The 18,205-nt window shown below is 52.0% G+C and carries 14 protein-coding genes and 1 other RNA gene; 6 read left to right on the top strand and 9 right to left on the bottom strand.

Annotated features, from left to right (window positions below):
- Positions 1-24 precede the first annotated feature (24 nt).
- Positions 25-624: a LysE family translocator gene (locus QET40_RS02910; protein WP_280125676.1), complete on the top strand. Its 600-nt coding sequence runs from the start codon at positions 25-27 to the stop codon at positions 622-624.
- Between the two features lie 95 nt (positions 625-719).
- Here the strand turns inward: QET40_RS02910 and QET40_RS02915 are convergent, their stop codons facing one another.
- Positions 720-1,673 (bottom strand): hypothetical protein, encoded by a 954-nt coding sequence (locus QET40_RS02915; RefSeq protein ID WP_280125677.1) that lies wholly within the window; start codon positions 1,671-1,673, stop codon positions 720-722.
- Positions 1,674-1,897: 224 nt separating this feature from the next.
- On the opposite strand from QET40_RS02915, the gene QET40_RS02920 reads away from it, so the two are divergent.
- Positions 1,898-4,111, top strand: coding sequence for an inorganic phosphate transporter (locus QET40_RS02920; RefSeq protein WP_280125678.1), 2,214 nt, complete (start codon positions 1,898-1,900; stop codon positions 4,109-4,111).
- 648 nt (positions 4,112-4,759) lie between these two features.
- Positions 4,760-6,613 (top strand): biosynthetic-type acetolactate synthase large subunit, encoded by a 1,854-nt coding sequence (ilvB, locus tag QET40_RS02925; RefSeq protein WP_280125679.1) that lies wholly within the window; start codon positions 4,760-4,762, stop codon positions 6,611-6,613.
- Between the two features lie 200 nt (positions 6,614-6,813).
- On the opposite strand, the gene QET40_RS02930 is transcribed toward ilvB, so the two are convergent.
- The gene (locus QET40_RS02930) at positions 6,814-7,794 is read right to left on the bottom strand and encodes a metallophosphoesterase family protein (protein WP_345783048.1); all 981 of its coding nucleotides are present in this window, start codon (positions 7,792-7,794) and stop codon (positions 6,814-6,816) included.
- Positions 7,795-8,334: 540 nt separating this feature from the next.
- On the opposite strand from QET40_RS02930, the gene QET40_RS02935 reads away from it, so the two are divergent.
- On the top strand, positions 8,335-9,309 hold the full coding sequence (locus tag QET40_RS02935; RefSeq protein WP_280125681.1) for a hypothetical protein: 975 nt from the start codon (positions 8,335-8,337) through the stop codon (positions 9,307-9,309).
- Positions 9,310-9,387: 78 nt separating this feature from the next.
- On the opposite strand, the gene mdtD is transcribed toward QET40_RS02935, so the two are convergent.
- The 3 genes from mdtD to cysK form a co-directional block, all read right to left on the bottom strand.
- On the bottom strand, positions 9,388-10,788 hold the full coding sequence (gene mdtD, locus QET40_RS02940) for a multidrug transporter subunit MdtD (protein ID WP_280125682.1): 1,401 nt from the start codon (positions 10,786-10,788) through the stop codon (positions 9,388-9,390).
- A gap of 178 nt (positions 10,789-10,966) precedes the next feature.
- Positions 10,967-12,238, bottom strand: coding sequence for an O-acetylhomoserine aminocarboxypropyltransferase/cysteine synthase (locus QET40_RS02945; protein WP_280125683.1), 1,272 nt, complete (start codon positions 12,236-12,238; stop codon positions 10,967-10,969).
- Positions 12,239-12,277: 39 nt separating this feature from the next.
- Positions 12,278-13,279, bottom strand: coding sequence for a cysteine synthase A (cysK, locus tag QET40_RS02950; RefSeq protein WP_280125684.1), 1,002 nt, complete (start codon positions 13,277-13,279; stop codon positions 12,278-12,280).
- Between the two features lie 138 nt (positions 13,280-13,417).
- Here cysK and QET40_RS02955 point away from each other — a divergent pair, with 138 nt between their 5' ends.
- Together QET40_RS02955 and QET40_RS02960 are read left to right on the top strand one after the other, a co-directional pair.
- The gene (locus QET40_RS02955) at positions 13,418-13,831 is read left to right on the top strand and encodes an Rrf2 family transcriptional regulator (RefSeq protein ID WP_280125685.1); all 414 of its coding nucleotides are present in this window, start codon (positions 13,418-13,420) and stop codon (positions 13,829-13,831) included.
- A gap of 20 nt (positions 13,832-13,851) precedes the next feature.
- Entirely contained in the window at positions 13,852-14,175 is a 324-nt protein-coding gene (locus tag QET40_RS02960) for a hypothetical protein (protein WP_280125686.1), read from the top strand.
- A 31-nt stretch (positions 14,176-14,206) separates the two neighbouring features.
- Here QET40_RS02960 and QET40_RS02965 read toward each other — a convergent pair whose 3' ends face one another.
- From QET40_RS02965 to xseA, 4 genes are all read right to left on the bottom strand, one after another.
- Positions 14,207-15,067 (bottom strand): metallophosphoesterase, encoded by an 861-nt coding sequence (locus tag QET40_RS02965; RefSeq protein WP_280125687.1) that lies wholly within the window; start codon positions 15,065-15,067, stop codon positions 14,207-14,209.
- 39 nt (positions 15,068-15,106) lie between these two features.
- Positions 15,107-15,506, bottom strand: an RNA gene (gene rnpB, locus QET40_RS02970) — RNase P RNA component class A.
- Between the two features lie 65 nt (positions 15,507-15,571).
- A complete protein-coding gene (locus QET40_RS02975; RefSeq protein ID WP_280125688.1) occupies positions 15,572-16,813 on the bottom strand; it encodes an N-acetylmuramoyl-L-alanine amidase in 1,242 nt (413 codons plus the stop codon).
- 15 nt (positions 16,814-16,828) lie between these two features.
- A complete protein-coding gene (xseA, locus tag QET40_RS02980) occupies positions 16,829-18,202 on the bottom strand; it encodes an exodeoxyribonuclease VII large subunit (RefSeq protein WP_280125689.1) in 1,374 nt (457 codons plus the stop codon).
- Positions 18,203-18,205 lie beyond the last annotated feature (3 nt).

Raw genomic sequence — 18,205 nt, forward strand, 5'->3', positions numbered from 1 at the left:
CAGGATTTTTGGGATTGAATCTCAATGAGTTCTCTCGTCTATTCGTTCGCCGTTTATACCGTTCTGTCGCAGTTTACGCCCGGCCCCAATAATTTGATGGCTATGGCGAACGCCTCCCGCCATGGTGTAGAGGGTACCCGTCGATTCACGATTGGGGTTGTGTTGGCCAATGTCGTGTTTCTGTCGGTATGTTGCCTGGCGCAGGAGTATCTGCGCCGTCTGATTCCTGAACTGGGACCGTGGATGAAGTGGGCTTCCTGTGCCTACATGGTTTTCCTCGGGATCATGATTGCCAAGGATGCCGGAAAAGGCGGGAATGGGGAATTGCCTTCCTTTTCCATCAACACGGTGTTCAAAGGGTTTATTTTGCAGACAATCAACCCGAAACTGATTCTTTTTTGCCTGACGGTTGCCGGAGGATATCTTATTCCTATTGCAGACGGTCATCCGTGGATTCTTGTTCTGTTGATTGCGTTTATGGGAGGTTCGGCCTACGTGGCGAATACGATGTGGGCTGTTTTTGGTGCCGGAATCGACCGTTTCCTGTCAAAGTTCAGGAAGGAAATCGATTGGGCGATGGCTATTCTTGTCCTGTTGTGCGCTATTGAGATGGCGACATTTTGATAAAAAAAACCGCAAGGACAAAGATTCCCCTGCGGTTGGAAGTTGTGAATGATGGAGGTCGGTCGTCTTTGGTCCCTCCGATGTTTGTCAGGGGTTTATTCCAGCTTTTTCCAAGGAAGGGCGGCAAGGAGATCGTCATACCCCAGTCCTGTACCTTCCGGGACGGTGATGACGGGAGCAAGACCGCCCAAGGCTTCGATGAAGGCATCTTTTTTGAAGAGGAGATGAGTGCAGAGTCCGCAGAGGGGGATTTCTTCGCTGGGAGTGTCCTGATAGTATTGAGCTGCCGTGTAGGTGGCCCACAGCTGTCCGATGGGATGGTCCATGAACGAGGTGAAGACATGTTTCCCCGAGCCGGGAGACGGCATTTTTTCCCGTGCAGGTTTGATGATGCGGATGGGAGGGGACGTTGTATCCAAATGAGGCTGGTGGTCCAGGTCGGAGCCTTGATCGTAGGCTAGGCGCATGCCTTCCGACATGAGGCGGGACCAGCTTTCGCGGGTGTAGGGGCAAGGATCTTCGACGAAGTCGACCAGCTGCCGCAGGGAAGGGGACATCTCCCTCCAGAATTCATCGGCTTCCCGTTCGTTCAAACTGGAGTTGAAGTCGATTCTCCAACGCCAGTTCGGGGCGATGGATGCCAGAGTGGCAAGTCGTTCCAAGGTAGATTTCGGGCTCGACATCGCTTTGAGCTTACCGGCCCGGAAGCCATTGATACCCATGATGCGGACGGAAGCCGGGCTGACACACGGCGGCAGGGTTGCGTGGCTCTCCGGAATATTCAGTCCGTGCAGGAGGTTGATTCCCTTGTGCCGGGCGTCTGCATCGACATTGGCGCATTTCAAGGCACGCTTGCCGAGAGTAAGAGGGGAGCCTGCTTTGAGTGCTTCCAGTTCTTCATCAAGAGTCGCATCACCGAGTTCGGGCCAGGGATGGATACATCCCACGCCTCCTTCGTCCGTCATGATCAGGGCACCATACCTGTGGAATTCTGCTGCATGGGCATTCAATTGCCCTTCGGCGATCAATGAGTAAATATGGTAAAACACAGTTCTCCAATTACCATATATAAAAGAATTTGTCACGATTAAAAGGAAATCTGATGAGAGAGAATATCTGAATCCGTTCGTTTCTCCGTTAAAAACCCGGTGGGGAATTTTCTGAAAATTATCGCCAAACGTGACGATTTCGTGTAAAACCTCCGTGGCGTTGCACGCGGATGCCCTCCGCCCGCCAAAACCACTACCATATGGACACAATATATTGGATTATCATGATCGCATTGATGCTTCTGGCATCGTTCGATCTTATCAATGGAGTTGCCAACGATGCGGTCAACTTCCTGAATTCGGCTATAGGTTCCAAAGCGGCACCTGTGCGCGTGATTCTGACAGTTGCATCGATCGGCGTTTTGATTGGCGCTGTTCTTTCGAGCGGCATGATGGAAATTGCCCGAAGCGGGATTTTCAATCCCGGCATGTTCACCTTCCATGAGGTCATGTTCCTGTTTCTCGGGGTGATGATTGCCGAGGTGATTTTGCTGGATACCTTTAATACGTTCGGGTTGCCGACTTCGACGACGGTTTCGCTCGTTTTCGGATTGCTGGGATCGTCGGTGGCAACGTCCCTCTTCAAGATTTATTCCGATAGCGGCAAGAATGCTCTTGGGCTTTTAGAATATATCAATACGGACAAGTGCATTGAAATTATCAGCGGTATTCTGCTCTCTGTCGTCATTGCTTTTACCGTGGGCACCATTGTGATGTGGGTATCCCGCCTTGCCTTTTCTTTCCGCTATCAGAAACCGTTCCTCTGGGTCGGTTCCCTGTGGTGTGGTTTGGGAATGACGGCGATTTGTTATTTCGCTCTGTTCAAGGGTATGAAGAGCATGCCGATCATGAATCCGGAGTTCCTGGCGATGCTGGACAAAAACATGGGGATTTCCCTTCTGTTGACTTTCATCGGATGTTCCGCATTCATGGCTATCCTGCAGCATCTCTTCATGGTGAATATTTTGAAACTGACCGTTCTTGCTGGTACTTTTTCCCTGGCACTAGCTTTTGCCGGCAATGACCTTGTGAACTTCATCGGCGTTTTCATGGGAGGGCTTGGCGCGTTTCAGATTGCTATGGACCATGTGGCGGCAGGCGGCAGCCTTGCAGGACTGCATATGGGGCAGCTTGCCGGAGAGGCTCATGCGAATCCAATGATTTTGCTGACAGCCGGAGGCATTATGGTCCTAGCTCTTTGGTTTTCCAAGAAAGCCCGTAGCGTCATTGCTACGGGTGTCGAATTGTCCCGTCAGGGAGATGGAGGCATTGAACGTTTTGGTTCCGTGCCTCCGGCACGCGCAATTGTCCGTTCGGCCATTGCAATGGGAGCGGGAGTGAAGAAGTTGATTCCAGGGCGTATGCTCGTCCGGATAAACCACCGCTGGAATCCGGCCCCTATTCCGCTGGAATCCAAAGACCGGGTGGCATTTGACTTGATCCGGGCAACGGTGAATTTGACGGTGGCCGCCATGCTGATTACTTGGGCGACATCCTACAAACTGCCATTGTCCACAACGTATGTAACCTTCATGGTTGCCATGGGGTCTTCATTGGCTGACAAAGCCTGGGGCCGTGAAAGCGCCGTGTACCGGGTAACGGGGGTTTTGACGGTGATTTCCGGTTGGTTCATGACGGGGCTTGCCGCGTTTACCATGGCCGGCATCATGGCGATCATTCTTCACTACGGGCAGGGATATGCTATTTTCCCCATGCTGGCATTGACAGTGTTTATCTTGGTGAAATCCGCCGTGTTGCACCGCCATCGCGAGAGCAAGTTCTCCCAGGAACGTTTCGATGAAATTACGGAAGACAACATCATCGACGTTTGCAACAAGCAGGTATCCGACAGTGTGAGCACACTGACGAAAATTTATTCCGAAACCCTGGATGCCTTGATCCAGCAGGATCGCAAGGCTCTGAAAGAACTGGCCTCCGATGCGGAGGATCTGGCGACGACCAGCAAGGAACACCACAAGTACGACATCCTTCCGGTACTTTACAAGATGCAGTCCCGCTCGCTGGATACCGGCTATCATTTCGTCCAGGCACTGGATCATTTGAATGAGGCTGTGGCAAGCCTCCAACAGTTTACCGATTTTATTTTCTCCTATGTGGACAACAATCACACGCCGTTGACGGTTGACCAGACGTCTGATTTGAAAGAAGTACATCAGGAGATGCTGAAACTGCTCAATGACGTGTCGCTGATGCTCAAGACGAGTAACTACTCCAAGTTCGACTTTACCGTGGTTGCCCAGGAGCAGTTGTTGCAATTGATTGCCCGTGCAACCAAGCGGCAGATCAAGCGTGCGCAGAGAAACCAGACGAGGACGCGTTCCTCGATTCTGTACCTCAATATGCTTCAGGAGATCCGTTTTATGGCTGTCCAGCTTAGAGCATTGGCCAATGACCAGCGCAATTTTGTGACGGCTTGATTTCAGTTGAGAATCCTGTTTTTCACAAGGGGTGTTCCATATGATAGATGGGACACCCCTTGTTTTTCCCCGGCTCTGGCAGGCTTTTCAGAAGGTAGACGTACGATTCTCCTGGAAATGTATGACAAATACATTAGCTTTATGAAATTTTTTGAAAGGTTCATTCCGATACTACGTATTTATGGATGAAGAGACGCCCCACGAAAGAGAATGAATTAAAGAGAGAGAATCATTCTTTAACAGTAGGTGTTTTTCATAGGTAGTAGTAGCTGAGTCTCAGTTGTAAGAAATTGCAACTGAGACTCTTTCTATTGTTGAGAATGACTTTTCCTTCGAGCCTGGCGAATTCCCATGTTTCGCCCGGACTGTATGGGTAAAGCAAAAGCCAATCGTCTCTTGCCCTGATGCAATGTCGTAGCAGCCCCCCGTCACTGGAGTTGAGGTGTGGCCGGGCGAAGAAATCGTCAAGTCATACAGGTACGCTTTTTCCGGTAGGATGGAGTGGGTACTTTCTTCTTAGTGAGGAGGATAAGGGATATCATACGGGAAGGTAAAGGATAGGACAGAAAAGGCTTTTCTTTTGGGGTGCTTTGCGATACAGTGTTTGCTCCGATATATTATTGGTTATTAACTCCATTATAATCTGCCATGAGCAAAAACGATACACACAACACCTGTCCTGCTGAAAAACAAATGACTGGAGCTGAAGTCCTAGTCGCTTGCCTAGTCCGCGAAGGTGTCGATGTCGTCTTTGCCTATCCGGGAGGTGCCAGTATGCCGATGCACCAGGCTCTCAGCCATGAACCGCGCATTCGTACGATTCTTCCCCGGCATGAACAAGGCGGCAGCTTTGCTGCGGAAGGGTATGGTCGCGTAACCGGCAAGCCCGGTGTGTGCATTTCCACTTCCGGCCCTGGGGCTACGAACATGATTACCGCTATTGCGGACGCCTATCTGGATTCAACTCCTCTGGTTGCCATTACCGCACAGGTGATGACCAGTCTGATTGGGCGCGGCGCTTTCCAGGAAACCGACGTGTTCGGCATGACGGCTCCAATCGTCAAGCATAGCTATTTGGTGACTGATCCGAACGAAATCCCTCGTGTACTCAAGGAAGCTTTTCATATTGCCCAGACGGGACGTCCTGGTCCTGTGGTGATTGATATGCCGAAAGATTGCCAGGAAAAATTGATTACTCCGGATTTCGATCAGCCGATGGATCTTCCTGGCTATCATCCGGTTCCTCCCTGTCCGTCGGAACGTCTCAAAACGATTATTCCCTTATTGCTTGAGGCCAAGCGTCCGGTGATTTATGCCGGCGGTGGTATCATTTCCGCCGATGCCTCCGGCGAGTTGCTTGAATTTGCCGAATTGGCGCAGATTCCGGTTGCAACGACGCTGATGGGCGTGGGGGCTTTTCCGGAAACGCACGAGCTTTCCCTGCGTTGGCTGGGTATGCACGGTGCCGTGTTTGCCAACAATGCGGTGAATGAAGCCGATGTGGTTATTGCTCTTGGAGCGCGTTTCGATGACCGGGTGACTGGTAGTGTGGCTCAGTTCTGTCCCAATGCTACGATTATTCATATTGATATTGACGCCAGCGAAATCAATAAGAACAAGGTGGTTCAGTACCCGTTCCGGGCCGATGTCAAACAGGCTTTGCAGGTGCTGATCGACGGTTTGAAAGATGCCGGTTGCCAGCGCAAGAGTTCTGGCTTCGACCGTAATCCCGACTGGTTCACGATCATCGACGAATGGAAGAAGCTTTGTCCTTTCACCTATGAAGAGCGTTCCGGGTATATTTCTCCCCAGTACGTGATTGAAGAATTATACAATCAGACGGCCGGTCTGGATCCCATTATCGCTACCGGGGTGGGCCAGCACCAGATGTTTGCGGCGCAGTTCTTCAAGTTTGCCAAGCCTCGGCGGTTGGCAACTTCCGGAGGGCTTGGCTCCATGGGATATGGACTTCCTGCCGCAATGGGAGCCCAGATGGCTTTCCCGGACAAGCTTGTCATCAATATCGATGGTGACGGTTCTATTTTGATGAATATTCAGGAACTGGCGACGATTCATGTGGAGCGCATGCCTGTCAAATGTATTATCCTGAATAACCAGCACCTTGGGATGGTGGTGCAGTGGGAAGATTTGAAGTACGATTCCAACCGTGCCCAGACCTTCCTGGCCGACCCCCATGACCAGTATGATCCTACCCACCACACCGAGGAGGTCATTTATCCCGATTTTCCCACGGTATGTGCCGGATTCGGCATCAAATGCGAACGTGTTGTGGACAAGACTGAATTACCGGCTGCTATCAAACGCATGGTGGAAACGCCTGGTCCGTACGTACTTGATGTCATGATCCCTCATGATGTCCATGTCTTGCCGATTATTCCGGGAGGCATGTCCTACAAAGATGTCATTCTGGAACGTATCGCCGGAGACGGAACGGGTAAGAAGGCTTCCGATCTCGGCAAGGAAATTCCGACGGCTCTGTAAAGGGCCTCTCAAATAACGGTTTGTAGAATTCAATCAATCCCCTCTTTCTTTCTCCATGGAAAGGGGGGATTTTATTTTTATGAGTTTAGAGAGGGCGTTTTGAGGCGGTCCCCCCCCCCTCTTAAAGGGAGGTCGGATAAAACAATGAAAATCCTCTCATGCTGTCGGACTGAGAGGATTCTTTTCTGAAAACGGAACAATCAATTTTTCTTTTTCACAAAATCCGCAGGATAACTGATTTTGTTGATGATTTCATCGTTTTTCAGCCGTATCCAGGTTTTGAATCCTTTTTCTCCTTCGGTCAATTCAATAACTCGGGCGCCGTTTGCCAGATTGTTGTAAACGGTATTGCCTCCAGTGTAACGGCCATATGCCAGCAGGATGCCTTTCCAATCGACAGCATAATCATTGTCATGGTCGTGGCCGACAAATACCCCCAGGATGTCCCTCATTTCTTTCATGGAGGCAAACAGGCCAGAGTTGAGCTGGGGGGCGCAGATTTTTTCCTTGCGCGTACCTACCAGGATGGCTGTTTCATCCGAGGCGGCTTGGCTGTATTCCGGTAACGGGATGTGAAAGAATGCCAGCGAGGGCAGAGGAGTACCTCCGTTTTGCTGAGTGTAGCGAGCGCTGTTGTTGCGATACCACTGAATTTGGTCGAATTTGATGTAATCGTAACCTCCTATTCCTTTGAGTTGTGAATTGGAGTGAGAGTCGAAACCGTACAGAACGGCTGTATCTTTTTTATTATCGGAAGATTTAATCGGCAGAACGAAATTGGTGACACCGGAGAGGCTATCGACGGTGGAAGTCATGTTGTACGGTACGGATTCGATGATCCTGAACAGTTGCTCCCGTGACAATCCCTGCTCGTTGTCATGGTTGCCAAATGTCACGGCAAAGGGAATCTTGCGCTTGGAGGGCAGATCCAGGATCGTCCGGAATCCTTCTTCCGCCGGCTTTCCGAAGATAACATCCCCCGTGAAAACGACCAAATCGGGTTTTTCCGTATCCAGGACTTCATTGATTCTCTCTATGGCAATACTCGATTTCGGATTGTTGTAAATGTAATGAACATCGGTAAACTGGACAATTTTGAATTTGCCGTCTTCATTGAATTTCAGCGAGGGACTTAATGCTTGGGCAATAGGAAGAATTCCCAGCAGGAGAAGCATCCCCATAAATGCGGATTTTGTTTTCATGATCAATGTTTTTGAAGGACAATGGCTTTTTTACATGTTAATTGATGGTGATGTCGAATTGGTCATACTGTTCCGTTCACCCAGGCATTGTCGGCTAAACTGGCGAGTGCTGGCAAAAGGCGCCGGATTGTGTTGTAAAAAAATCAGAAATAATCCAATCTTATCCATATAAATTTATGATTGTTTCGATAGGATGTCAAGTCAAATGACAGTGGCATCATTACGCTGCTTACAGATGAGGTGGCAGTGCCTCTTAAGGTTCGATTATCCCAGCATCACGGTATATGCAGAACGCAAAATATCGTTGGCAAAAAAGATTAAAAGTCTTCAACCGGAACTTGATCAAACTGTTGCATCTGGAACTTGTCCTCGAAGCCTCAATTTTTGATTGATTTTGATTATCAATCGTTTCCAAGAAAATAAATTTTAAAATCCATATTGAATTGAAATTTTGAAATAATATGTTTAATTGTTTGCATCGATTTTTTCTGAAGGCAATCGATTGAACTATTAACCAGTATGATCCAGTCTATGAACTATTATTCTCTTGCGAAGACGCTTATTTGTACGGCCATGGTAACGGGCGGTACCGCTTATGCCGGGACGAATGCAACGATTGTTACCTACCAGTCGCCGCAACCCGTATCCAAGCCATTGGTGCCGGTGACTCCCAAGGCAGGGACGAATCCATTCCAGGGGTCGGTAAGCGTAGGCTATGCAACAAAATATACGTCTCGTGGCTTGGCATTCAAGGACTCGGGGAGCGATAACGTTATTCCGGTGGAACTTCTGGGTAAATATCAGATCAACGACAAGTGCGCGGCGATTGCAGGTATCAAATATGTCTGGATGACAGCCAATCGGTTTGATCATGGTCGCGCGAATACGGGAGTGACGGATGAAGGTTCTGCTTTTATTGGAGGCGAGCACAAGTGGAACGATAAACTGACAACGTCCCTCTACTATTCGTTTGTCAATGGAGGGATTCCCGGATCCTTGAATGATTATGGTGCCAGAAAGGATAGTTCCGGCTTCATCTTCAATAGTTCAAAGTTGGAGGAGCATAGTGTCGTTGCCAATATTCATTACGATTTCGACAAGGCGGAGAACGGGTGGTTTGTCAATTCGAACGTGCGGTATACGTTTCGATGGATGTCCGGTTGGTGGTTCGCCAATACATTGGGATACCAGTATGAAATGACCCCGCAGATGTCACTGGTCGTCTCGGGCACGTGGAATGCTACGGCGGGGTATTTTGCCGGCAGTTCATTGAATGCGAATGGTACTCAGGGAATTTCCCTGGATGTGGCGTTGCCGCTTAAAACTACTCAAAACGTGACAGTAAGACCGTTTGTCAGCGCTCTCTGGCTGGGTAACGGCGGTATGGCAGCCAATCACCGTGGTGCAACGGAAAGAAAGCCGTACCACAAGGTGACGCAGGTGTACCGCAATTTTACACCTGTGTTCGGTGTAAACGTCATGTACAGTTTCTAACAGGCATTTCAAGATTCCTGTTCTATTCTACAGCCGTTTCGGAGGAGTTGTTTCCTCCGAAACGTTTTTTTGTCAATGCTAGCGTGCGGTTACGACGATTCCTTTGTTTTTATCGACAAAGGCGAAAATGATTGAACTGGCGAAAGAAAAGAATCCGATTGTCAGAAATGTTTTGTGGAAAGCTTGCAGGATGGAAGACGAACTGGTGTCTACTGCATTGCCATAGCCGTCCATAAGCAGGGAAGCGACGGCGATGCTGATGGCGATGGATAGTTGCATGATCATGGAGAGCAGGGAATTGCCGCTACTGGCGAACTCATCAGGCAAGTCAATGAGGGTGAGGGTATTCATGCAGGTAAACTGGATGGAATTAACCGTGCCGAGGAAGGCAAGCAGGAGGATGAGGATGATTTCCGGCGTAGCAGGAGAAATCCTGTAGAAGCACATGAGAAGGGAACCGATGAGCAATGTATTGGCAACCATGATGTTGCGGTAACCCAGGTGTCGGATCAATGGCGTAGCTATGGTTTTGGCAAGCAGATTGCACATAGCCAGCGGGATGAGCGAAAGTCCGGATTTGAAAGCAGAATATCCCATGCCTACCTGAAAGAAGAGAGGGATCAGATACGGCAGGCAGCTGCCCCCCAGACGACTGGCGAGGTTACCGGCGATTCCAATGGCAAAGTTACGGATGCGGAAAAGAGATGGGCTGAAAAGAGGAGTGTCTTTTCGCATGGAAAAAATCCAGTAGAAGATTTGCAGGAGTCCTCCGGCCGAGCACAGGATAGCCATCCTGGATTTATCGGCAAGTCCTCCCTGTCCTTCGAGTCCCATGGAGACAAGTACGGCCGAGGCGGCAAAGACGAGGAAACCGGACCAGTCGAATTTCTGCTTTTTGACGGCAGTCAGGTTCGGCATGATCTTGAGTGTTGCCCAGAGGCCGACCAGTCCTACGGGAATGTTAATCAGGAAGATCCAGTGCCAAGTGGCATATTGGACAAGAACCCCTCCCAGGACGGGTCCGAGCAAGGGACCGAGGAGGCCGGGAATCGTGACAAAATTAAGGACTTTGAGGAACATCCATCGTGGATAGGACCTCAACACGACGAGTCGGCCTACCGGCATCAGGAAGGCCCCTCCGATACCCTGGATGATACGGGAAGATGTCATCATGCCGACTGAAGTGGAGAGCGCGGATAGCAGGGAGCCGAGCATGAAAAACGAGATGGCAAAGAGAAAAACTTTCCGCGAACCGAATTTGTCCGAAATCCATCCCGATGCCGGGATCAGGATGCACACGGTGAGCATGTAGGCAATGACGATATTATGCAGTTTGAGCGGGTCACTGTGGAAACTGCGGGCGATTGACGGAATGGCCGTGTTGAGGATGGTGCCGTCCAGAAGCTGCATGAAAAATGCCGAAGCAACGAGCAGGGGCAGGTAACGCATGGCCTGGGGTGGCATTGGGAACTTGAACATAATTCCGGCGGAGTATCGGTCTGAATGGAGGAGCGGATCAAGGGTGGTTCGTGTCTGACGAGGCGGAGGAGGAGTGTTTTCGTGTCAGCCTGCGGTTACGGAAGTAAAAAAATCCCCGGCTGTTGTTGCTCATAGGGAACGAAAACAGCCGGGGTGGGTGTGGAGGGAAAGATGCCTCTTAAAGAACCTCGTCCAAAGAGGCAATGATGTCGTCGATGTGTTCCAGACCGATCGACAGGCGCAGCAGTTCGGGGGTGATCCCGCAGTTTTGCAGGGCTTCTTCGGAGAGCTGTGAGTGGGTCGTGCTGGCGGGGTGGGCGATCAGGCTTTTGGCATCGCCAACATTGGCGAGGTGTGAGAAGAGTTTGATGTTGTCGATGATCTGCACGGCTTTCTCGTACCCTTCCTTGGGGCCGAAGACGACCATGCCTCCGAAGCCGTTCCTGAGGTATTTAGTGGCGATATGATATGATGGATCTTCTTCCAGGCCAGGGTAGCGGACCCATGCGACTTTAGGATGCTGCTGGAGGTGGCGTGCGACGGCCAGTGCGTTTTCCGAGTGTTTTCGTATGCGCAGGGGGAGGCTTTCTACTCCTTGCAGAAATTGCCAGGCTGAGTCGGGAGCAAGGGTTGCTCCGAGGTTGCGCAGGAGGACGGTTCTCATTCTCAGAATAAAAGCCAGAGGCTGGAGAACTCCCAGATCATGGGCGAAACGGAGGCCGTGGTATCCGTCGTCCGGCTCGTTGTAGAGAGCGAATTTGGGATCAGTCCAATCGAACTTGCCCGCATCGACGACGATGCCGCCTATGCCTGTTCCATGGCCTCCTATCCATTTGGTGAGCGAGTGGATAACGACATCTGCTCCATAGTCGATGGGACGGAGCAGGGTGGGGGGCGTGAAGGTGGAATCGACGATGAGGGGCAAATGATATTTTTTGGCTATGGCCGAGTAGCGTTCGATGTCCGCCGCATCAAGGGCGGGATTACCGATGACTTCAATGTAAAGTGCCCGTGTTTTCTCATTGATAGCGTCTTCCACGGCATTGAAGTCGTTGACTTTGATGAATTTTGTCGTGATGCCGTAGTTGGGCAGGATGGCATCGAACATGGTGTAGGTGCCGCCGTAGAGGTTGGAAGCGGCAACGAGTTCATCTCCGGCCTTGAGAATGTTCATGATCGTGTACTGGATGGCAGCCGTACCGGAGGCCAGAGAGAGGGCTCCGACGCCACCTTCCAGTGCGGCGATACGTTGTTCCAGTACATCGTTAGTGGGGTTCATCAGGCGGGCGTAGATGTTCCCCAGTTCTTTTAGTGCAAACAGGTTGGCCCCATGTTCGGCACTTTTGAAAACGTAGGAGGAAGTCCGGTATACGGGGACAGCCCGGGATAGGGTATCGCTTTCGACCGGTTGTCCGGCGTGGATGGCAAGTGTTTCTGGCTTGTAGTTCATTACAAATAGTGATAAGGTTAAAAGAACATTCAAAGGAATTTAACCGAGAAGTGCGGTTGTTTCTTCAGGAGTGATGGAGGTGACGGCCAAGTGCTCTGCAGCATTGCGGGAGTCTTCGGCAAGTGGTGTGGAGAGATAGCGCTCCGTAGCGGAAGCTCCGATGGCGACAATGTTTTTACCGGAGTATTCCGGCAATGAGGCCAGTTTCAGGGCCGCAGCAACGGTAGCTCCTGTCGAAATTCCTGCTGGTATCCCTTCGATGGTTGCCAGATTACGGGCTGTCGTAAGGGCTTCGTTGTCCGTGATGGCAAGCACTTCGTCAAGAACGGACAGATCAAGGTTACCGGGAATGAATCCTGCGCCGATCCCTTGGATTTTGTGAGGCCCCGGTGCTCCACCGGATATGACCGGACTGCCGGCAGGTTCAACTGCGATGATGCGAGCGCGTGTATGTTCCTTAAGGAATTTGCCCGTACCGCTGATCGTGCCGCCGGTCCCTACTCCCGCTATGAAAGCGGCTATGTTTCCATCGGTCGCATTCAGGATTTCCGGTCCGGTGGTACGGTAGTGGACCTTAGGGTTTTCAGGATTGTCGAACTGGCTTGGAATGAAGGCGTTACTTCCATATTGCTGCTTGAGTTTGCGGGCGATGGCGATAGAACCTTTCATGCCGAGGGAACCGGGTGTCAGGTAAATTTCGGCTCCCAGATGGAGCAGCAGGGTCCGGCGTTCCAGCGACATGGTTTCCGGCATTGTCAGGATCAGGCGGTAGCCTTTGGCGGCGGCAATGGCAGCCAGGGCGATACCCGTGTTTCCGGAGGTTGGTTCGATGATTGTGCCGCCCTGCTTCAGAAGACCCTGTTCTTCCGCTGATTCGATCATCGCCTTGGCTATTCGGTCCTTTACGCTGAATAGAGGATTGCGGAATTCAGCCTTGAGATAAACGGAGGCCCCGAGGTCTTGCGTCAGGCGGTTAAGCCTGACAAGAGGAGTATTCCCGACTGTGTCGAGAACCGATGGGTAGAGTGTGTTATTTGCCATGACTTAAAGTTGAGTATTTTGATTGATAAACTGGAGAACAGGGCTTTTTTGCCTGAGATCAGAGAGAAAAGCAAGTAAAAATAGAGTAAATCGATTTTTTTTCTTCAGAATATGTAAAAACCAGTGTAAACCGATGGCATGAAGATTCCGCAGAAACTGGATTATGCCGTTCGAGTGATGGTGCAGCTGGCTCGCCGGTACGAACAGCCCGAATTGTCCCAGATAGACGTGTTGGGGGAAAGCGAAGCGATATCGGTTCATTTTCTTGCTCAGATACTGAACGAGTTGCGCAAATGCGGACTGGTGGAGAGCCGGAGGGGTAAGAACGGAGGGTATATTCTTGCCCATACCCCATCGTCGATTTCCCTTCTGGATGTGATTCATGCAATGGACGGAACGCTTCTCGCACATGACACGGCACAATCCGGTGAGTCTTCTCGTTCCGTCAGTGCGGCTTGGGAGAAACTTAATGCCGCCGCTGAACGCGAAGCCGGCAATATTACATTGGAGAATCTTGTCCATGATTCCCGGTTGCCCATGTTCTATATTTGAGTACAATGGCGGCACGCATCATGAAAAGGAAGTTATTATTGTGTTCCGTTCTCGCCGGTTTGTTGGCAGGTTCTCTTGCCGCCCAGGAGCCTCGTACTGACGGAATGACGGAACGTCAGGAGACTCCGGCTGCTGCCGATGCCGGGCTGACGCCTGAGGAAGCAGCCCGGAAGGCCAAGGAGGAACGGTGGGATTTGATGCGCAAGATTTTCGGCTATTTTTTCCTGACCGTTTTGATTGTCTGGATGTTCTGGCCGAAAAAGCGCCATGAGGAGGAACTTGAGGATCTGGAACCGGCCGAGGATGAAACTACCGATGGTAATGATGAAGAATCACGATCCTAAGAGTACGGGAAAATTGAAGGAAGCGTTTCTGCTATTTGACGGAAGGAGCCGTCAGTTTCAGGCAGATGATTTGCGGCGGGCAGTAAATGCGGATGGGAAGGAGGCTGTACCCGATCCCGCGGGTGATGAGGATGGGATGACCGTCGATGTATTGCAGGCCGGAGATCACGTCATTATGTGGAATCTTGCCGATCAGGTCACCCAATGGCCTGCCTCCCGGAAGGCAGATTTGCCCTCCATGCGTATGGCCTGAGACGGTTAGATTGACCCCGTCCGGGATAAGAGGGGCGATATTGTGGGAGTGGGACATGAGGATGTAGGGCATGTCTTTGCGTTCCCGTTTGGGTACTCCGTCCCTGATGACCATGGAGCGTCGCGAAACGATGTCTCCCACTCCTCCAAGCTGGATGACGGCACCGTTTTTTCCGGTGATGGTCGTGGAACCCGGGTTGAAGACGCGGATGCCTGCTTTTTCCAGTTCTTTCTGGATGGCAGGCCATCCGTAATAAGTATCATGATTGCCGAGTACGGCATAGACGGGGGCTTTGCATTGTGCCAGCAGGGGAGCATAAACGGATGGAGCCATAGCGGACGATCTGTTGGAGCCGCTGGGAAAATCGCCGAGAAGGAGGACGGCATCCGGTTGTTGGGCATCGCAGATGGAAACGATCTTCAGAAGGAGGCTCTCGTCGTCGGGTGACAAATGGAGGTCGGAGATCAGGATGAGGCTTATTGATTTGTCCGTTCCCGTCCATTCCGGAATGTTCCATGTGAAGGATTCTTCCCTGATACTTAGCGAAGTAATCCATCCCCACAAGAAGATTGCTGCTATAATTGCCAATGTAATCCAAACTTTGCGAGAATAATTGGGGAGGACAAATACGCGGAACATTGTCAAAGGCGGTAGAGGAGGGAATAAACGGAATAAGATTGCCGGCCAGGTTCTGTAAGCCAGATTCTGTCCACGTCTTTGCAGGCGCTGTGCGACCATTTTTCTCACCGGAAACCGAAGTTTCCGGCGCCCGCCCTTTTCAGGGGGCGAATGCGACTAATACCCGGAGATTCAGCGAGCAGGCTACTCTTCCCCTGTTTGTCTTGCATCGCGCGGGGTTTACCATGCCTCCTCGGTCACCCTTGGAGCGGTGAGCTCTTACCTCGCCTTTTCACCCTTACCCGGGCGAACCCGGGCGGTTTGTTTTCTGTGGCACTTTCCGTCCGGAAGGTCTTTGGACCTTCCGTCTCCCGCTTTCACGGGACACGCTGCCTTGTGATGTCCAGACTTTCCTCTATGCCTTCCCGAGAGAAGGTACAGCGGTCGCCCGAACCTGGCCGGCGCAACAGTTGATACCCGCTAGCCGGGACATGGTAAAGCACAAACTGGCTCTTTCGGTGGCGATCATGACGAAACGGCCTTTCCCGGGGCTGGGCGTTTTGAAACGAAGTAATTCCTGATACCGTCGGCGACGGAGCGAGCGTATTCCCGATAGATGGAGGGAAGCCTTTTTCCGGAAAAGTATTGGTAGCCGGCATAGTCGCCCATCACCATGCGACGTGCCGTGATGGAGTTGAGCATGGCATAAGGTTCGGTATAGATGACAGGACCGGGATAGAGGCTGTTTGCCAGGAGATTGCGGCACCAGAGGTAATCGTTGCCGGGGACTTCCTTGACTTTTTTGCTGGGAACGGCATACACGAATGGAGGGAGTTGCAGGCGCCGAACCATTGAGGCGGCTACATGGGCCGAGAGTTCCGCTTCGACGGGATGAACTTTACCCAGAAGTTTGGAAAGCATACCCCGGCGCAATTCAGGGTCGTCCAGTTCCTCGCGGGAGTAGGATCCGTTGAGGAGTAAATGGAGTTTGTCAACTGGCTTGGGGCCGGAACCGGCATCGAAGTGGATGCAGACGGTGAGATCGGGTTTGAACTCGCGGAGTTTGGCGGCGCGGGCATTGATTTCTACCCGGCGGACGAAAAACATGTCTGCTTCCCGTTGCAGGCTGGGAGTTACCTTGGTATTGCGCATTTTAGCAAGCCTTTTGGCAATGATTTCCGGGGTGAGGGTACTGACCGGCGTGGCGGAGTCGCGCAGGAGGAGGACATTCGCTCCCATGCCTTTGAGGTAGCGGGCGAGCAGTTCTGAGACGATGAGCGTGCTTGTGCCTTCGCGGACGGGATATTTGCCTTCGACGAGTGTTTCCCTCTGTTCACGGTAGGCCCACTTGCCGCCAAGATGTCCCGGATCAATGGCGATACGGACACCGTCGAGCGGTTTGCGTGATGTTTTCATTGGGGGGAGTTCCGACGGGGTTCTCCATGTTTTCCCAATGCCGGAGACCGGCGTATTCCATGGAATGAAACCATCGAACAGGGAGATGCCCCCCGATTTGGGGACAAGCCAGGAACGGCAATCCTCCGGATCGCAAAAAACGCGGTTCAGAATACCGATGAGTTCCTGTTTGCTGGCATAGGGATTGCCGAGTGCCATGATTTCTTCCGGTGACGGACCACCGTAGGGGTAGAGGCGCTGGGAACCGTCTGCATCGGCTTGCCGGGCCGGGGCATGAACGGTCAGAAGCAGGACGGTGCACAGGAAGAGCAGACGCTTTTTGAAGCGGAGTGCGGGAGTACCGGGAACCATGCCCGTTATGATGCCCTAAACTTTGCGGGCGTCAAGGGCTCCCTGATCCACCGTGATATGGAGAAGTTCACCGCAGGAAACGGCGGCGGGATTTCTTACAAGATTACCGGATTCCGTTCGGACAAGGGCATATCCTCGGCGGAGGGTTTTCTCGGGGCTGGTTGCACGGATACGGGATTCCTGAAGGTCGATGGTAGCCTTGAGGGCTTGTAGTTTGTTGCGGACAGCTGTTTCGAGCTTTTGCCGCAGGACATCGAGTTGTTCTTTACGGTGTTCGTTCAGAATTTTGGGATGGCGGGATTTGATCTTAACTTCCAGGGCATCCAGCAGGTGGCTTTGCCGTGTCAGGCGGTTTCCGACGGATTCCCCTAGTTCATATTCGAGGGAGTCCAGTTCCTGGGCAAAGGGGGCGATCAAATCGGAGGGATGCGTCAATCGGCTGCGCTCATAGAATTCCAGATTAAGTCTGGCTCGGGAGAGCGTATGCGAAACCCTGGCCATCAGGGAACGCCGGGCCGTTTCGAGTTTCTGGAGAAGGGCTGGGCCGTCCGGTGTTGCGAGGACGGCAGCTGCCGTGGGGGTGGGGGCACGCAGGTCTGAGGCGAAGTCGGCAATGGTGAAGTCGATTTCATGTCCTACTCCGCTAATGACAGGGAGAGGACAGGCGACGATGGCTCGCGCGACGATTTCTTCGTTGAAGTTCCAGAGATCTTCAATGGAACCGCCGCCCCGGGCGACAATCAGGGTATCGATGGCGGGCAGTCCGTTGGAGGGAGCGTTGCCCCAGGCGCGGATAGCCGAGGCGATATGGACTTCCGCTCCTTCTCCCTGGACGGGGACCGGAATCAAATAGACGCGCACCCATGGGGCTCTCTCTTCAAAAATATGCCTCATGTCTTGCAGAGCGGCTCCTGTGGCGGAGGTGACCAGTCCGACAGCTTTCGGGAATGCGGGAATAGGTTTCTTGAGTTCGGGGGCGAAGAGGCCTTCGGCTTCCAGTTTCTGCTTCAATTCCATGAAGCGCATCTGGAGTTCCCCGATGCCGGATTCTTCCACCTTCGTCAGGTTCAACTGCACCTGTCCCCGTTTTTCATAGACTGAGGCTTCGCCAAAGACGCGCACCTTGAGCCCGTCGCGGAATTGGACTCGGCATGACGTAGCGCGGAAGCGGAAGAAGACACAGGAGATCTGCGCTCCAGCATCCTTCAGTGTAAAGTAGATGTGGCCGCTGGAGGGTATGCTGAGGTTGCTGATTTCGCCCTCGACCCATTGGGTGCCGACAGAAATGCGCACCGCATTGCCGATGCGGTCCATGAGCTGGGTGACCGATAGGGCGTTCCTGGCGGGATCGGGGGAGACGGAGCCCGGCTGTTGCAGGGAGAAAGCCATGGA

The sequence above is a fragment of the Akkermansia sp. N21169 genome, assembly GCF_029854675.1.
GTDB lineage: Bacteria > Verrucomicrobiota > Verrucomicrobiia > Verrucomicrobiales > Akkermansiaceae > Akkermansia.